Raw genomic sequence first — 16094 nt, 5'->3', positions numbered from 1 at the left:
CATTTCAAATCCACATTTATTCATTATTCCTGAATAAATATAGAATTATTCACACATTACATTGTTCACAGTTTATAACCGCTTTTAAAACTCAATACAATCTTTCATTTGCTTTCTACCAGACAAAAACAAAAACCACTGATTTTCAACACTTTAAATTCATTAAAATTAATTTATTAATAAATTTTTTTGGGGTGCTAGTAAATATCAGAATAACACTCTAATTTTGTGCGGCAAATAAAAGAAGCTAAAATTATTTGCTATGTCATTAAATTCATCCAAAATTTCATACGAGGCATTAACCTATGATGATGTCTTGTTAATTCCGGCTTATTCGGAAATCCTCCCCCGCGATACCGATACTTCAACTTTTCTGACAAAAAAAATTAAGTTGAATATTCCCTTAGTTTCAGCTGCAATGGATACTGTTACTGAAGGAGAGTTGGCAATTGCCATGGCTTTGGAAGGAGGAATTGGTTTTATCCATAAAAACATGTCCATTGAAAGCCAGGCTTCGCAAGTGAGAAAAGTGAAACGTTCTCAAAGTGGAATGATCCTGGACCCTATCACGCTAAAACCAGATGAAACACTTGCCGATGCCAATAGAATAATGCGGGAATATAAAATTGGCGGTATCCCGGTAATTGATGCTTCAAACAAACTTATTGGTATTTTAACCAACAGGGATTTAAGATTTCAGAAGGATTTATCCAGAAAAGTTTTGGAAATCATGACGAAAGATAACCTGATAACTGCCCCAGAAGGAATAGGTTTGGAACAGGCGGAAGAAATTTTGCAGGAATATAAAATTGAAAAACTTCCAATTGTAGATGAAAACAATAAATTAATTGGGTTAATCACTTATAAAGATATCCTAAAAAATAAAGATCGGCCAAATGCCTGCAAGGATGAATTCGGTAGACTTAGGGTAGGAGCTGCAGTTGGGGTTACACCTGATATTATTGATAGAATTCAGGCATTGAAAAATGCCGGAGTTGATGTGGTGACTATTGATACGGCCCATGGTCACTCTAAAGGTGTTATTGATTCTCTTAAGGCAGTGAAAGCTAAATTCCCCAATCTGGAAGTTATTGTAGGAAATGTGGCTACGGGAGAAGGAGCAAAAGCATTAGCTGATGCTGGTGCCGATGGCATAAAAGTAGGAGTGGGACCTGGGAGTATTTGTACTACAAGGGTAATTGCAGGAGTTGGTGTTCCTCAATTATCAGCTGTTTTTGCAGTTGCAGAGGCTTTAAAAGATACAGGTGTTCCGTTTATTGCGGATGGTGGTATTCGTTTTTCCGGTGATATTGTGAAAGCCATCGCTGGGGGAGCTAGCAGCATTATGATTGGTTCTCTTTTGGCTGGAACAGAAGAAGCTCCAGGAGAAATGATCATTTATGAAGGGCGAAAATTCAAGTCTTACCGTGGAATGGGTTCTGTTGAGGCCATGGAACATGGTTCTAAAGACAGGTATTTTCAGGATGCTGAAGATGATGTGAAGAAATTAGTTCCAGAAGGAATTTCAGGAAGAGTTCCTTACAAAGGCAGGGTAAATGAAGTTTTATATCAAATGATTGGTGGATTAAAAGCTGGAATGGGTTATTGTGGAGCTCCTGATATCGAGACCATGAAACAGGCTAAGTTCACCAAAATTTCTGCTGCAGGCGTTCAGGAAAGTCATCCACATGATATTTACATCACCAGGGAAGCTCCAAACTATAGCAGAAAAAATTAAAAAAATAATATTATTCAGATTGAGCCAGGTAAATAATAATTTATCTGGCTTTTTTCATTTATCCCAAAATCAAAATACCTAAAATAGCCAAAATAAAATAAGGAACCAGAGTGGCTGCTCCTTCATAATCTTTAGCTAGTCTTTGCCCAAAAAACAACATTACAATACTTAGGGCAGATAATTGTGCTCCGATTAAGGAAAGACCTGTTGATTCCGCAAAAATGATAAAAACTACCCCGACTGCCGAGAGCAACCCTGCTGAAATTTCGAAAATAGTGATTACAAATAAAAGAAATGGCACTTGTCCTTTCAATGGACTTTTTTCAAAATGACCTTTCAGCCAGTCAAAATTTCCTTTCCAGTCGAATACTTTATCCAAACCAGATTGGAGAAATAAAATAGCCAAAATGGCTGAAGTAAGGACTTGTGCTGAAGTTTCTCCTTTAAGTAAATCTGACAGGTTAATGATTAAAAGATCCATAATAAGGCGCTAAAGTTGTTTGTAAGTTGGTATAATAATTCAAAAATATAAAACCTAATTCAAAATGGCTGAAAAATCAGATTTCCTGAATGGTTTCCCCTTTTAGCCAACCCACATTTCCATCACTCAGTTTTATTTTTTTCCAGTTTTCCTTTATTTCCATCACTTTCACCTTAGTTCCTTCATGGATTACAAATAATCTTGTTCCGTTATCATCAGGCATACTTTTTACCGTAACACTTGGCTCAAAAACAATAGCCTCCAGATTTTCTTCTGCAAACTTTTTCTGTTGCCAGGCAAAAACAAAAGAGGTTCCTGAAAAAATAAAAAATACCAGTGTGACCCAAATGGCTATTTTCTTTATTTGTATGTCGTAAAAAAATAAAAAGATAGATAATCCTGCCAGGAACACCACAAAAGTAATCATACTCATAATGGACCAACCATTCGAAGAAACCGCATTGATAAAAGATTTATACCACTTCGCTACTGACAATTCGGGTAATTTATCAAACTTATCCACAGTATGTTCCTGGGCTAAAGACAAGTTAAATAGTAAATCTTCCTGATCGGGATCGAGCTTTTTGGCTCTTTCATAATTTAGAATGGCTGCCGCATAATTTTCCGACTTATAATATGCATTTCCCAAATTATAATATAACTCAAATGCTTCATATCCCTGACTGGCAATTTTCTCATAATTACTAATAGCCTCCTCATACTGACCTGCATTATAAGCCTCTTCAGCTTGTTTTAATTCCTGAGAAAAATCGGCTGCAGTTGCCAATTTACTTACCAATAAAAGCAGACTTAAAAAGAGTATATTTTTCATTTCTTAAGATTCTTGATGTTTAGGTCCATTCAATTAAACCCTGGCCGCAACTTTTCCTTTTATATTTCCTTCAAGTTCGCTGATCAAATCGATGGCCTGATTATAATCTTTGTCCATTGCCCCTGAGCCTCCAGATGGTGAAAACTGGGCAAATTCGCAATCGTTCATAAAAGCAATAAATTTTTCTATCAATTCCTCACCAACCTCCCGTGCCTGTAATCGCTCTTTTACATTATCTTTTGTCAACTCAGATAAAGGCATATTCAACTTATCGCCAATATAACCCCACATGGCATTGAGCAACTCCTTATAGAATGGGTCCTTTTTCTCTTCTTTTAAAAACAACTCTGCCTGTTTTAAGCGCTTTTTGGCCATTTTCCCTGCTTTCTTATTTTTCACGAGTGTGATATCAGATTCCTGCTTTCTTTTTTGTTTAATGAAAACAAATGCTAAAAGAAAAAGACTGGAAGAAACTATATAAACTGTATTGAAAACAGTAGAACCAAATAAGTAAGTATCTTCTTTTTGGAGTTCAAAATCATTGGTTTTAATATACCGAATATCACTTCCTATCATTTTCACATTTTCCCTGGTTGTTCCCGGAGTAGAAAGCTCTGCTACTTCATCGTTTTCCCCTTTTACCACATGAATTTTAAATTCTTCAGACTGATCTGTCTCATATTTTTTTGTTTCAGGGTTGAAATAAGAGAACTTTATTGGGGGAATGGAATAATCACCATGATGTCTGGGAATCATCAGGTATTCAAAAGTTTTTGTTCCTGAAACCCCTGAGGAAGTGGTACTTAAATTATTTTGAACTTTCGGATCATAAACCTCAAAATCTGCGGGAAATTCGATTTTTGGTGGTTCTAAAAATTTCAGTGTTCCATTGCCTGCCACATTTACTTTTAGGGTAATGGGATCATTTGAAGTAGCTTCCAATTTATCGATAGTAGTGGTCATCTTTAACTTACCAACAGCTCCGTTGAAAGTACTGGGTCTGGTGTTGAGGGGTAAAGATTTCACTTTTACAGTTACTTTCGGACTGGAAACAGTCTTTTTTAATTCCACACTGGAAGTTCCAAAAAAATCATCGAATGGGCTATTACTTCTCCTTCTGGTTTTTACCCTGACCACGCAACCTAATTCCGCAGGTTCTATCACCAAATCCCCCGATCGTTGTGGGAATAATATAGAACTTTTTAAAACACCTACATTAAATACTTCTCCATTGTAAACTTCCCTTTGGATCGAAATCTGATTTGGTAAATCTAAATCTTCACTCCAAAACCCATTAAATGCCGGAAATTTGGTGTTTTCAAATCCTACAAGATTAACCCTGGTATAAATTTTCACAGTAGCCTGTACATGCTCTCCCTGAAAAACTTCTTGATCAGGTACAATTACCCTCACAAAAAGGTCTTGATCGGAGATTTGTCCATTTTGACCATTAGCGCTGTTGTTTTGATTCTGTTGCCCTTGTCTGGCCTTGGCCACCTCAATTTTTGGGCTATTTGAAGTATATTCCTTTCCATCTACCGTAATGGTTGCTGCGGGCAGTGAAAATTTTCCCTCCCTGGTAGCCTGAAGGATAAAAACATAGGAATAGGAAACACTTTGGCTCATTTTTCCATTTATGATCTGCACACTACTACTGGTAGAGAGGTTTGGTCCTGATAATACAGAAAAACCTTCCAGATCTCCATGCTTAAAATTTTCCCCTTCAGCATTCACTTCATAAACCAGGCGAAACCTATCACCATTGGCCACAGCAATTGGTGCAGAAGCTGTAAATTTGACATCCTGCCCCAATGCCATATGACTTAGGAATACTATAAATATTATTTGGATTAAAAATTTCATTTTTTCTAGATTTGGAAAATCACCTAATCTTCCTTTATTATCACCAGTCTTTTTCGATTTTCACAGGATTCCCCTTCATTTTTTTCTTCTTCATGTCATTTTGCAATTGCTGCTCCTGATTTTGCAAAGCCTCTAACAATCTTTGAGCATCCTCTTTGGAGATACCCTGTTTTTGAGGAGATTGCCCCTGCTTTGGAGGCTGTTCATCTCCTTGTTGCTGCTGTTGTTGTTGGTTTTGTTGATCCTGATTTTGTTGGTCTTTTTGATCTTGATTTTGCTGATCCTGCTGATCCTGATTTTGGTTTTCCTGATCTTTATTCTCCTGGTTTTCTTTATTTTCCTGATCCTGCTGATTCTTATCTTGATTATCCTGATTATTCTGATTCTGTTGATTTTGCTGCTGTTGCTCTTTTAATTTTTCCATGGCATAAGCTAAATTATATCTGGTTTCTTCATCAGTCGGATTATTTCGTAGAGCATTTTTATAGGCTTCTACACTTTCCTGATATTTCTGTGCTTTCAGCAAACTATTTCCCAAATTGTGGTAAGCCTGAGCCAGTTGTTGTTTGTCGGAAGAAGTGTTGGCTAACATTTCAAACTGCTCTGCAGCCTCTTCGTATTTTTCTTTTTTATAAAGCGCATCTCCCAAATTGAAAGCAGCTTCATAAGAATCTTTATTTTCTTCAATTCCTTTTAAATAGGCTTCCTGGGCTTTCTCATAATTTTCCTGCGCATAATATTCATTCCCTTCACGAATGTATTTTCTTTCACTCTGCGCAAAAGCCATTTGATGAATAATAGCGATAAAGATTGATAGAAAAATATGTTTCATAATTTAATACAGGTTTAAACCTTAAATTTAAATAGATCAATTTTACTCATCCATTTATTTTTTCTGGGCAAAATCAAAAACTCCAGTAATAAAAAGAATAATGCTAAGCTGATAAATATGGGAAATCCGTCTTCATAATCTGTATAAAGTTTGGACTCAAATTCCTTTTTCTCCAGTTCATTTATTTTATCAAACAAAATATTTAACCCTGTTCCCGAATTGGTTGCCCGAATAAAAGTTCCATTGCCCGCCTGAGCGATTTGCCTCAGCATGGTTTCATTCAGCTTGGTCACAATCACATTTCCCTGGTTGTCCTTTCGGAAATCTTTTTGCCCATAATTGTTATAAACCGGAATGGGAGCACCTTTTGCCTGACCCATACCAATGGTATTTACAATTATTCCAGCTTCAGCTGCCTTTTTAGCCATTTCCAATGCATCATCTTCATGATTCTCCCCATCAGTAATTACAATTAAAGCCTTATTTTTAGTTTCATCTTTACTAAAAGAATTCATCCCTAATTCAATGGCTTTTCCTATTGCCGTCCCCTGAACCGGAACGATATTCGTTTTCACACTTCTCAGGAACATCCTTGCAGCAGAATAATCGGTGGTAATAGGTAACTGGGTATAGGCATCTCCAGCAAAAACTATTAATCCCAGCTTATCATTATGAAGCCTTTTTACCAATTGAGCGATGGATTGTTTGGCTTTTTCAAGCCGGTTAGGTCGAATATCTTCCGCAAGCATACTGTTGGAAACATCAATGGCAATGATGATTTCCACTCCTTTCCTTTTCACAATTTCCATTTTAGAACCTACCTGAGGATTAGCTACAGCAATTATTAAGGAAAGTACTGATAATATGATAAATAAATTTTTCCATACAGGCCGGGTTCGGGAATATTCGGGCATTAATTGCTTAATCACCGAAAGACTTCCCAATGACCGGATAGCCTTTTTTCTCATCCTTCCCTCCAGCCAAAACAAGATGACTAAAATTGGGATCAGAATAAGTCCATACAAAAAATCACTATGCTCGAACCTGAACATTTTAATACTTTTTTAATTTTTAAACACTTCTCAAAAACTCCTGGTTTGTCAACCACAACTCCTCAATTCGGTACATATGAAAATGATCGTGCATCATAACATGTCTTAAAAATATATATGGATTAAAGGGTTCATACTCAGGATGAATCACTTTTTTTTGCCAGGTTTTTTCATCGAAACCGTCCACGATATCCAATAAACTTTTCCTATAGCCTGCAAACTTTTCAACCGTTTCTTTTAATGGCAAATCCATTAAAAAATCATCTGCCACATTTGTTCCTGGCAAATAGGGTTTTACTTCTGGTTTTTCATCATCTCTAAATTTTATAAACCTGGCATTTATCATTTGCTGGACATCCACCAGATGGCAGGCATGTTCATGAATACTCCATTTGCCTTTAATCCTCCTTTCCTTTAATAAGCTATCCGGAATATCTCTGATTATGCTTCCCAGAAATAATGGCCCATCGGCTAAGTTCCTTTTTATAGCTTCAATATCTGTCATTTTCTTAAGGAATGGTTCTTAAAACAGTATTTCTCAATGTAATTTCCATAAATAATAAAATAGCAGCAAGTAAGGCGAAAGGTAAAAATTCCTCCTTCTTCTTGCTGAACTCAGTGACATCAATTTTTGATTTTTCCAACTGATCAATTTCTTCATAGATCTTTTTTAAAGATTCATTATCAGTTGCCCTGAAATACTTTCCTCCTGTCATTTCGGCAATTTTTTGTAAGGCATCTTCATCAATTTCCACCTCTACATTTTTATATTGCATACCAAAAGGGGTTTGCACAGGCATTGGCGCAACTCCATTTGTCCCCATACCCACGGTATATACTCTTATATCAAACTCATCAGCGATTTCAGCTGCTGTAACTGGAGCAATGGAACCTGAATTATTTACCCCATCAGTAAGCAAAATGGCTACTTTACTAATGGCTTCACTTTCTTTTAGTCTGTTTACTGCACTTGCCAGCCCCATTCCAATGGCAGTTCCATCCTTTACCATACCACTTTTTATATCTTCAAACAGATTAACCAAAACCGAGTGGTCGGTAGTTAGGGGACATTGGGTGAAACTCTCTCCTGCAAAAACAACAAGCCCGACCCTGTCATTGGGCCGTCCCTTAATAAATTCCTTAGCCACATTTTTTGCAGCCTCAAGTCGGTCGGGTTCAAAGTCTCTGGCAAGCATGCTTCCGGAAATATCTGTGGCAATTACAATATCAATACCTTCAATATTGGTATTTTCCCAGCTATCCTGAGACTGCGGCCGGGCAAGAATAGTAATAAATAAAGCGATGGTAATTACACGTAAGAAAAAAGGAAGATGCTGCAGATAATATTTATAGGTCCTCCCAGCCAGTGCAAGGGCACTGATATCTGAAACCTGTAAAGAAGCATAAGCCTTATTCCTATTCATCACATACCATGCAATCATGGGAATAATAATGAGGAGTAAAAAGAAATACTCCGGGTTAGCAAATGTTATATTATTCAGGTTCATACTACTTCCTTTTCAATGTTCTCTGAATACTTTGTATTATCTACAAATTCCACCGCCAGTTCCATACTTCTTTCATTCTCATTGGGTAGCGGATGAACTTTGGCAAACTTTACCATATCCGCCAGGTTAAGCATACTTCTCAGGTTATCATACTCCTTTTCTTTGAGCACGCCTGAATTAGAAAAACTTTGCAAAATTTCATCAGAAACCTGCTCCAGGGCAGGAATTTTATATCTGTTTTCAATATATCTCCTGATAATTTCGGTCAGTTCACTGTGGTAATCCTTAAACTCTCCTTTTTGCCACACCTGTTTGGCTTCCAGTTGTTCTAAATCTCTTAATGCAATTACATGTGGAGGATCTTGCGGAATAGTTTCCTTTTTTTCTTCTACAGGCTTATTCTGCTGTTTCTTCCAAAACCAGAAACCGAGTGCGGCAAGTCCGAGCACAAGTATTCCTGAAAGGATATAAGGTAACATTTCCTGGAAAGACACCGGCACCACAATAGGTTCTTTTATACTCATTATGGCCTTAGAGGTATCTACAGCAACGGTTTGTACCTCCAATAAAAATGCTTCTGTATGATAAGATTTGAGCGGATTACCAGGTTCACGGCCTATAAATTGGAGCGGAGGAATGGCATGAAATCCGCTGTCGAAAGAAGTCACCGTAAGATCCATCCATAACTTTTTATAGCCTTTTTCTTCCACTGAATCTACGGATGAAGCTTCCAAAATTTCAACTTCACTTATCAAGGTATCACTAAAAACCGGAAAATTAATATCCCCATTTTCAGGAATTTTCGCTTCTAGTTTAATTTTGATTTGTTCCCCAATTAAAAATGTATTGGTATCGGGTAATGCGGCTACTTCAATTTTTTGTGCATAGCCTTCCCCAAAACCCAACCACAGGCAAATAAGAAATAAAGATTTTATAAAAAAACTTCTAGCCATAATATCCTCGGTGATAATTTCAAACAGTTTTTTATGCTTCTCTTTTCTTAAATAAGTTCATTAACGGTAATACATAAGACTGATCTGTTCTAAGCTCCGCATAATCTACACCCGATTTATTAAATAAATCCTTAAGCTTTTTCGAAGAAATCAACCAGGATTTTTTAAAGGTTTCCCTTACCTTTTTGCTGGAAGTATCCACCCAGATATCCTTTCCGGTTTCTGCATCTCTTACCTTTAAAAGCCCTACTTCCGGAAGCTCAGTTTCCCTTTTATCATAAACTTTAAGGGCAATTACATCATGCTTATTATTAGAAGCTTTCAAAGCATTTTCAAATCCCTGATCAATAAAATCGGAAATCAGAAAGGCAGTACACCTTTTTTTGATCGCATTTGAAAAATACTTTAAGGCTTCAGAAATATCGGTGGTTTTATTTTCAGGCTCAAAATCAATTAATTCCCTGATTATTCTTAGTACATGAGTCTTTCCCTTTTTTGGAGGAATGAACTTTTCAATTTTATCACTAAAAAATATCACTCCAATTTTATCATTATTCTGGATAGCAGAAAAAGCCAAAACCGCAGCTATCTCAGTAACCATTTCCTGTTTCAGCTGGATTTCAGAGCCAAATTCCTTCGACCCACTTACATCCACTATCAACATAATGGTCAGTTCTCTTTCCTCTTCAAAAATCTTAATATAAGGATGATTAAATCTGGCAGTAACTTTCCAGTCAATAGTCCTGATATCATCTCCAGGCTGGTATTCTCTTACTTCACTAAAAGCCATGCCTCTTCCCTTAAAAGCACTGTGATATTCTCCGGCAAAAATATTTCGGGAAAGTCCACGTGTTTTAATTTCAATCTTCCTTACCTTTTTTAGTAATTCTGAGGTCTCCATAGTTTAAATAATTGCTTCTTTAAAAAGGTTTCACCTTAGTTCCGACCCCTATGGAACTTCTATGGTGTTAAGAATTTCCTTAATGATGTCATCAGCTTTAACATTTTCTGCTTCTGCCTCATAAGTTAAACCCAGTCTGTGTCTGAGAACATCATGGCATACAGCCCTCACATCTTCTGGAATCACATAACCTCTTCTTTTAATAAAAGCATAAGCCCTGGCTGCCAAAGCCAAATTGATACTGGCTCTGGGCGATCCACCGAAATTGATCAGATTTTTCAGGTGTGGTAATTTTGCTTCCTCCGGGAACCTTGTCGCAAAAACAATATCAACAATATATTTCTCTATTTTTTCATCTATATAAACTTCCTTCAAAACTTCCCTTCCCTTTAAAATCTGGTCAGTAGAAAGAATCTTGTTAGCCTTTGGAAAACTTTTTGAAATATTCTGTCTGATAATAAGTTTTTCTTCCTCTCTTTTCGGATAATCGATAATTACTTTCAGCATGAACCTGTCCACCTGGGCTTCTGGTAAGGGATATGTTCCTTCCTGCTCTACAGGATTTTGGGTGGCCATAACTAAAAATGGTTCTTCCAGTTTAAAAGTCTCATCTCCGATAGTTACCTGTCTTTCCTGCATTACCTCCAATAAGGCACTCTGTACCTTAGCTGGGGCCCTGTTAATCTCATCGGCCAAAATAAAGTTGGAGAACAGAGGTCCTTTTTTTGTAATAAATTCCTCCTTTTTTATGCTATAAATCATTGTTCCCAGCAAATCAGCAGGAAGTAGGTCAGGCGTAAATTGCAATCTGCTAAATTTAGCATCAACTGTGTTGGCAAGTGTATTTATAGCTAGGGTTTTCGCCAAACCCGGAACTCCTTCCAATAAGATATGGCCATTGGCCAACAAGCCCATTAAAAGCCTTTCGGTAAGATGTTTCTGGCCGACAATTACCTTATTCATTTCCATCAGCACCAAATCAACAAAGGCACTTTCTCTACTTATTTTTTCATTGATTTCTTTGATATCAATGTTAGTGGTTTCGCTCATTACTTTAATTTATTGATTACAGTTTTTCCCAAAAAGTCTGTTCAAAAAATAAAAAAACTTGGTTTTGACAAAAGATTCCATGGATTGTCTTTTATCCAAAAACAAACATTACAAATTAAGCCTTTTTTGAGTAGGATAAACAAAAAGGAAGGTTCTAAAAATTGTTAAAATAACAGGTTATCATGGGTGTAATGCGTTAAAAAATGTGAAAAATATAAATCACAAAATGCTTTATCAAAATACCTTACCCAAAACCAAAAATTAGTATCAATTCAAAGAACAATTATAGAAAATGAAGTGAAGAAATTTAGACACAAAAAAAGGGCTGCCTTTTGGGCAGCCCTTTTCAAATTTTTTAAACTTGAGATTACTTCAACTCAACTTCAGCACCAGCTTCTTCAAGCTCTTTTTTCAAGTTTTCAGCTTCTTCTTTAGAAACAGCTTCTTTAATTGGAGATGGAGCCTCATCAACTAAAGCTTTAGCTTCTTTAAGACCTAATCCAGTTAAACCTTTCACCAACTTAACAATTGCAAGCTTAGCGCTTCCAGCTGATTTTAGGATAACATCAAACTCAGTCTTCTCAGCAGCAGCTTCACCACCTTCACCACCACCTGCAGCAACCATTACTGGAGCAGCAGCAGCAGCTGGCTCAATTCCGTACTCGTCTTTTAATATTCCTGCTAACTCATTTACTTCTTTAACAGTAAGGTTAACAAGCTGATCTGCAAATTCTTTTAAATCCGCCATTTTAAAATTTATTTAGTGCGTTTAAAAATAAAATAATTATATATGTGGAAGCATATTATTATTTGTCATACAGACAAATGCAAACGCGTAACATTTCTTATATTAATTTTGCTCTCTTTCTTCTAAGGCTTTCAACAAACCACTAAGCGTTTGTCCTCCACTTTGAAGAGCAGAAACAACATTTTTAGCAGGCGACTGAAGTAATCCAATGATTTCCCCAACAAGTTCCTGCTTCGATTTAAGGCTACTCAACAAGTCAAGTTGATTTTCGCCAATGAAAGTATCAGAATCAATAGAAGCACCTTTTAACAAAGGCTTATTTCCTCCACTTTTCTTTCTAAATTCCTTTAGTAATTTAGCAGGTGCATTTCCCGCCTCTGGAGAAAAAATAATTCCTGAAAATCCCTTCAATACATTTTCTGAAAACTCAGTGTAATCAGTAGATAAAGATTCCAGCGCTTTATTGATCAAAGTATTTTTAACTACTTTGTATTCTAACCCTTTTTCAAAACACAGTCTTCTGAATGAGTTGATCTCAGCAACAGTCATTCCCGAAGCATCTGTTATATAAAAGTAGTCGGTGTTAGATAACTTTTCACCTAACTCACCAACTAACTGAATTTTTTCTTCTTTAGTCATGATTATATTCCGGCTAATGATGATTTTTCAATTTTAATTCCTGGACTCATAGTGCTAGAAAGTGTAACACTTTTGAAGTAGGTTCCTTTTGACGATGAAGGTTTTAGCTTTGAAATAATGCTTATTAACTCTTCAGCGTTTTCCTTTATTTGTTCTGGCTTAAAAGAAACTTTACCGATACCGGCATGAATGATTCCAAATTTATCTACTTTAAAATCAATTTTACCAGCTTTCACCTCTTGCACAGCCTTTCCTACTTCAAGAGTAACTGTTCCTGCCTTTGGGTTAGGCATCAAACCTCTCGGTCCTAAAACTCTACCAAGCCGGCCTACTTTAGCCATTACTGTTGGCATGGTAATAATCACGTCTACATCAGTCCAGCCTCCTTCAATCTTTTTGATATATTCATCAAGACCTACATAATCGGCACCTGCAGCTTTAGCCTCTTCTTCCTTATCAGGAGTACATAATACTAAAACTTTAATTTCCTTTCCTGTACCATGAGGAAGGGTAGCAACACCCCTTACCATTTGATCAGCTTTTCTTGGATCAACCCCTAATCTAATATCAAGGTCAACAGAAGCATCAAATTTTGTGTAAGAGATTTCTTTTACAATACTACTGGCTTCGCCTAGAGAATATGCTTTAGTGTTGTCATATTTCTCAAATGCAGCCTTCTGCTTTTTTGTTAATTTTGCCATTTTCTAAATTTAAATGTGGGAAGCGGAGTCTTTTACAATCGGCAGAACTGTATTCTCCTACCACATTTGATTAAAGATTAAATTAATTAGTTTGAAGCCCAGGGAGCATCACCAGAAACGGTTAACCCCATACTTCTTGCAGTTCCTGCAACCATTTTCATAGCAGATTCAATCGTAAATGCATTTAAATCTGGCATTTTGGTTTCAGCTATTTCTTTTACCTGATCCCATGAAACAGAACCTACTTTATTCCTGTTTGGCTCTGCAGAACCTTTCTTTAATTTTGCTGCTTCCATTAATAATACTGGAGCAGGAGGTGTTTTAATTACAAAATCAAATGATTTGTCTGAATAAATTGTAATTAACACCGGCAATAATACGCCTTGCTTTTCCTGGGTTCTTGCATTAAACTGCTTGCAAAAATCCATGATATTTAAGCCTTTACTACCCAATGCCGGACCTACCGGAGGTGATGGGTTTGCTTGTCCACCTTTAATCTGTAGCTTTAAAAAGCCAGAAACTTCTTTTGCCATCGTTTTATTATTCCTCTTTTTCTACTTGCATGTAATTAAGTTCAACAGGAGCATTCCTGCCAAATATTTTCACCATCACATTTAGTTTTTTCTTCTCTTCAAAAACTTCCTCAACGGTACCAGTAAATCCATTAAATGGACCATCCATAACTTTTACCGTTTCTCCTACTACAAATGTGGTTTCGTGTTTTACTTCCGTATCGTCAACCTCGTCTACCTTACCAAGAATTCTGTTAATCTCAGATTCTCTCATAGGTCTTGGAAGCGCTGATGGATCTTTTCCATCTACTTGTAAAAACCCTATTACTCCGGGAATACTTTTTACAGTATGTAATACCTCCCCATTACTTAAATTAGCATGAATGATTACATAACCAGGAAAGAAATTCTTCTCAACAGCAATTTTCTTGCTTTTCCCATCTTTCATCTTCCTGATTTGGTATACCTTTTCACTCGGGGTCAGGATTTCTGTGATATAGTCTTGCAGATTACTGCTCACTACTTCTTTTTCAAGATAAGCCTTTACCTTTTTTTCCTGACCACTTACAGCCCTAACAACATACCATTTTAAATCACTCATTTTATAAATAAAAAAGAGGTTAAAAAGAACCGTAAAACATTTCTAACACAGATTTAAACCCTGCATCGATTACCCCTATTAATAATGCAAATATTAGGGATGCTACCAAAACAAGTACAGAACTGCTTTGCAACTCACTGTACTTTGCCCAGGTTACATGCTGAGTCATCTCAATGTATGATTCCTTTAAAAATTTTTTTAAGCTTCCAATCATTTTCTTATGATTACTATAACTTTTAGAAAAGCACGGGTGGTAAGATTCGAACTCACGACCTTTGGTTTTGGAGACCACTGCTCTACCAGCTGAGCTACACCCGTGTATATACTAAGTTACCTTTAAAATCGGAGTGCAAAGGTACATATTTAACTATTAACTTTCAAAGAGTTTGAAAGTTAAATTGCAAATATTTCCAAGATTTTTTAGAAAAAAAAGCCCTGTTAACTAAATGATTAACAGGGCTTTAATATTTGTACCCAAAATTTTATTCTAAAATTTCAGTTACCTGACCAGCACCTACTGTTCTACCACCTTCTCTAATCGCAAATCTTAAGTTTTGCTCCATAGCAATTTCTTTTTGCAACTCAACAGTAATAGTAACATTATCACCTGGCATTACCATTTCAACTCCATCAGGAAGAGAAATTTCACCAGTCACGTCAGTTGTTCTGAAATAGAACTGAGGGTTATATCCTTTAAAGAATGGAGTATGTCTTCCTCCTTCATCTTTTGAAAGCACGTAAACTTCTGCCTTAAACTTAGTGTGAGGCTTCACAGATCCTGGCTTACAAATTACCATTCCTCTTTTGATCTGCTCCTTGTCAATACCTCTTAATAAAAGACCTACGTTATCACCAGCTTCACCTCTATCTAGAATTTTTCTAAACATCTCAACACCAGTAATTGTAGAGGTCATTTTTTCTGCTCCAATACCGATAATATCAACAGTATCTCCAGTGTTAGTTATTCCTCTTTCAATTCTACCAGTAGCCACAGTACCTCTACCAGTAATTGAGAATACATCCTCAACAGGCATTAAGAAATCTTTGTCAGTCAATCTTTCTGGCAATGGGATATTCTCATCTACAGCATTCATTAACTCTTGTACTGTAGCAACCCATTTTTCTTCACCGTTCAATGCTCCTAGAGCAGAACCCTGAATAACAGGAATATTATCTCCATCAAATTCGTAGAATGATAACAATTCCCTTACTTCCATCTCCACAAGCTCCAACAATTCAGGATCATCTACCATATCCACTTTATTCATAAAAACAACCAAAGCAGGAACACCTACCTGTCTTGCAAGAAGGATGTGCTCTCTTGTTTGAGGCATTGGACCATCAGTAGCAGCAACTACTAAAATAGCACCATCCATTTGAGCCGCACCAGTTACCATGTTTTTCACATAGTCAGCGTGACCTGGACAATCTACGTGAGCATAGTGCCTTTTGGCAGTTTGATATTCTACGTGAGACGTATTAATTGTGATACCCCTTTCTTTTTCTTCAGGAGCGTTGTCAATTGATTCAAAATCTCTCAACTCTGCTAATCCGTCACCCGCTAGCACTCTTGTAATTGCAGCAGTTAATGTTGTTTTTCCGTGGTCAACGTGTCCAATTGTACCAATATTTAAGTGTGGTTTGGAACGGTCAAACGTTTCTTTAGCCATTTTTCCAAATATT

18 protein-coding genes and 1 tRNA gene are annotated in these 16094 nt (G+C 36.6%); 1 reads left to right on the top strand and 18 read right to left on the bottom strand.

Annotation, left to right across the window (positions count from 1 at the left end):
- The first annotated feature begins 262 nt into the window (after positions 1-262).
- Positions 263-1738, top strand: a complete 1476-nt coding sequence (gene guaB / locus A3EM_RS0133830) for an IMP dehydrogenase (RefSeq protein ID WP_020532690.1) — start codon at positions 263-265, stop codon at positions 1736-1738.
- Positions 1739-1796: 58 nt separating this feature from the next.
- Here guaB and A3EM_RS0133825 read toward each other — a convergent pair whose 3' ends face one another.
- From A3EM_RS0133825 to tuf, 18 genes are all read right to left on the bottom strand, one after another.
- The gene (locus tag A3EM_RS0133825) at positions 1797-2219 is read right to left on the bottom strand and encodes a DoxX family membrane protein (RefSeq protein WP_020532689.1); all 423 of its coding nucleotides are present in this window, start codon (positions 2217-2219) and stop codon (positions 1797-1799) included.
- Between the two features lie 76 nt (positions 2220-2295).
- Positions 2296-3051 (bottom strand): tetratricopeptide repeat protein, encoded by a 756-nt coding sequence (locus A3EM_RS0133820; protein WP_020532688.1) that lies wholly within the window; start codon positions 3049-3051, stop codon positions 2296-2298.
- A gap of 33 nt (positions 3052-3084) precedes the next feature.
- Positions 3085-4914, bottom strand: a complete 1830-nt coding sequence (locus tag A3EM_RS0133815) for a BatD family protein (protein ID WP_026210745.1) — start codon at positions 4912-4914, stop codon at positions 3085-3087.
- Positions 4915-4954: 40 nt separating this feature from the next.
- The gene (locus A3EM_RS0133810; RefSeq protein ID WP_044240669.1) at positions 4955-5746 is read right to left on the bottom strand and encodes a tetratricopeptide repeat protein; all 792 of its coding nucleotides are present in this window, start codon (positions 5744-5746) and stop codon (positions 4955-4957) included.
- A 14-nt stretch (positions 5747-5760) separates the two neighbouring features.
- Positions 5761-6798 carry a VWA domain-containing protein gene (locus A3EM_RS0133805; protein WP_020532685.1) on the bottom strand — a complete coding sequence of 346 codons (1038 nt, stop codon included), beginning with the start codon at positions 6796-6798 and terminating at the stop codon, positions 5761-5763.
- A 19-nt stretch (positions 6799-6817) separates the two neighbouring features.
- The gene (locus A3EM_RS0133800; RefSeq protein ID WP_020532684.1) at positions 6818-7303 is read right to left on the bottom strand and encodes a DinB family protein; all 486 of its coding nucleotides are present in this window, start codon (positions 7301-7303) and stop codon (positions 6818-6820) included.
- A gap of 4 nt (positions 7304-7307) precedes the next feature.
- The gene (locus tag A3EM_RS0133795) at positions 7308-8306 is read right to left on the bottom strand and encodes a vWA domain-containing protein (RefSeq protein WP_020532683.1); all 999 of its coding nucleotides are present in this window, start codon (positions 8304-8306) and stop codon (positions 7308-7310) included.
- Positions 8303-9259, bottom strand: coding sequence for a hypothetical protein (locus tag A3EM_RS0133790; protein ID WP_020532682.1), 957 nt, complete (start codon positions 9257-9259; stop codon positions 8303-8305). Before A3EM_RS0133790 ends, A3EM_RS0133795 begins: the two co-directional genes overlap by 4 nt.
- A 31-nt stretch (positions 9260-9290) precedes the next feature.
- Positions 9291-10160 carry a DUF58 domain-containing protein gene (locus tag A3EM_RS0133785; RefSeq protein ID WP_020532681.1) on the bottom strand — a complete coding sequence of 290 codons (870 nt, stop codon included), beginning with the start codon at positions 10158-10160 and terminating at the stop codon, positions 9291-9293.
- Positions 10161-10208: 48 nt separating this feature from the next.
- On the bottom strand, positions 10209-11210 hold the full coding sequence (locus A3EM_RS0133780; protein ID WP_020532680.1) for an AAA family ATPase: 1002 nt from the start codon (positions 11208-11210) through the stop codon (positions 10209-10211).
- A 367-nt stretch (positions 11211-11577) separates the two neighbouring features.
- A complete protein-coding gene (gene rplL / locus A3EM_RS0133775) occupies positions 11578-11958 on the bottom strand; it encodes a 50S ribosomal protein L7/L12 (protein WP_020532679.1) in 381 nt (126 codons plus the stop codon).
- Between the two features lie 102 nt (positions 11959-12060).
- Entirely contained in the window at positions 12061-12597 is a 537-nt protein-coding gene (rplJ, locus tag A3EM_RS0133770) for a 50S ribosomal protein L10 (protein WP_020532678.1), read from the bottom strand.
- Positions 12598-12599: 2 nt separating this feature from the next.
- Positions 12600-13298, bottom strand: coding sequence for a 50S ribosomal protein L1 (gene rplA / locus A3EM_RS0133765; protein WP_020532677.1), 699 nt, complete (start codon positions 13296-13298; stop codon positions 12600-12602).
- A gap of 86 nt (positions 13299-13384) precedes the next feature.
- Positions 13385-13831 carry a 50S ribosomal protein L11 gene (rplK, locus tag A3EM_RS0133760; RefSeq protein WP_020532676.1) on the bottom strand — a complete coding sequence of 149 codons (447 nt, stop codon included), beginning with the start codon at positions 13829-13831 and terminating at the stop codon, positions 13385-13387.
- A gap of 7 nt (positions 13832-13838) precedes the next feature.
- Entirely contained in the window at positions 13839-14411 is a 573-nt protein-coding gene (nusG, locus tag A3EM_RS0133755) for a transcription termination/antitermination protein NusG (protein WP_020532675.1), read from the bottom strand.
- A gap of 19 nt (positions 14412-14430) precedes the next feature.
- A complete protein-coding gene (gene secE, locus A3EM_RS0133750) occupies positions 14431-14625 on the bottom strand; it encodes a preprotein translocase subunit SecE (RefSeq protein ID WP_020532674.1) in 195 nt (64 codons plus the stop codon).
- Positions 14626-14656: 31 nt separating this feature from the next.
- Positions 14657-14729: transfer RNA gene (locus A3EM_RS0133745), tRNA-Trp, on the bottom strand.
- 164 nt (positions 14730-14893) lie between these two features.
- Positions 14894-16081 (bottom strand): elongation factor Tu, encoded by a 1188-nt coding sequence (tuf, locus tag A3EM_RS0133740; RefSeq protein WP_020532673.1) that lies wholly within the window; start codon positions 16079-16081, stop codon positions 14894-14896.
- Between the last annotated feature and the right edge of the window lie 13 nt (positions 16082-16094).

Source organism: Flexithrix dorotheae DSM 6795 (assembly GCF_000379765.1).
Taxonomy (GTDB): domain Bacteria; phylum Bacteroidota; class Bacteroidia; order Cytophagales; family Flammeovirgaceae; genus Flexithrix; species Flexithrix dorotheae.
This window is presented reverse-complemented; position numbering and strand designations above follow the sequence as displayed.

What these genes read in the sequence shown, in the direction of transcription:
- A3EM_RS0133825 (WP_020532689.1), bottom strand. Translation starts at nt 2,219, where the DNA reads ATGGATCTTTTAATCATTAACCTGTCAGATTTACTTAAAGGAGAAACT.
- guaB (WP_020532690.1), top strand. Translation starts at nt 263, where the DNA reads ATGTCATTAAATTCATCCAAAATTTCATACGAGGCATTAACCTATGAT.
- tuf (WP_020532673.1), bottom strand. Translation starts at nt 16,081, where the DNA reads ATGGCTAAAGAAACGTTTGACCGTTCCAAACCACACTTAAATATTGGT.
- A3EM_RS0133795 (WP_020532683.1), bottom strand. Translation starts at nt 8,306, where the DNA reads ATGAACCTGAATAATATAACATTTGCTAACCCGGAGTATTTCTTTTTA.
- nusG (WP_020532675.1), bottom strand. Translation starts at nt 14,411, where the DNA reads ATGAGTGATTTAAAATGGTATGTTGTTAGGGCTGTAAGTGGTCAGGAA.
- rplA (WP_020532677.1), bottom strand. Translation starts at nt 13,298, where the DNA reads ATGGCAAAATTAACAAAAAAGCAGAAGGCTGCATTTGAGAAATATGAC.
- A3EM_RS0133785 (WP_020532681.1), bottom strand. Translation starts at nt 10,160, where the DNA reads ATGGAGACCTCAGAATTACTAAAAAAGGTAAGGAAGATTGAAATTAAA.
- A3EM_RS0133780 (WP_020532680.1), bottom strand. Translation starts at nt 11,210, where the DNA reads ATGAGCGAAACCACTAACATTGATATCAAAGAAATCAATGAAAAAATA.
- A3EM_RS0133790 (WP_020532682.1), bottom strand. Translation starts at nt 9,259, where the DNA reads ATGGCTAGAAGTTTTTTTATAAAATCTTTATTTCTTATTTGCCTGTGG.
- A3EM_RS0133820 (WP_020532688.1), bottom strand. Translation starts at nt 3,051, where the DNA reads ATGAAAAATATACTCTTTTTAAGTCTGCTTTTATTGGTAAGTAAATTG.
- A3EM_RS0133805 (WP_020532685.1), bottom strand. Translation starts at nt 6,798, where the DNA reads ATGTTCAGGTTCGAGCATAGTGATTTTTTGTATGGACTTATTCTGATC.
- rplK (WP_020532676.1), bottom strand. Translation starts at nt 13,831, where the DNA reads ATGGCAAAAGAAGTTTCTGGCTTTTTAAAGCTACAGATTAAAGGTGGA.
- secE (WP_020532674.1), bottom strand. Translation starts at nt 14,625, where the DNA reads ATGATTGGAAGCTTAAAAAAATTTTTAAAGGAATCATACATTGAGATG.
- rplJ (WP_020532678.1), bottom strand. Translation starts at nt 12,597, where the DNA reads ATGACTAAAGAAGAAAAAATTCAGTTAGTTGGTGAGTTAGGTGAAAAG.
- A3EM_RS0133810 (WP_044240669.1), bottom strand. Translation starts at nt 5,746, where the DNA reads ATGAAACATATTTTTCTATCAATCTTTATCGCTATTATTCATCAAATG.
- A3EM_RS0133815 (WP_026210745.1), bottom strand. Translation starts at nt 4,914, where the DNA reads ATGAAATTTTTAATCCAAATAATATTTATAGTATTCCTAAGTCATATG.
- A3EM_RS0133800 (WP_020532684.1), bottom strand. Translation starts at nt 7,303, where the DNA reads ATGACAGATATTGAAGCTATAAAAAGGAACTTAGCCGATGGGCCATTA.
- rplL (WP_020532679.1), bottom strand. Translation starts at nt 11,958, where the DNA reads ATGGCGGATTTAAAAGAATTTGCAGATCAGCTTGTTAACCTTACTGTT.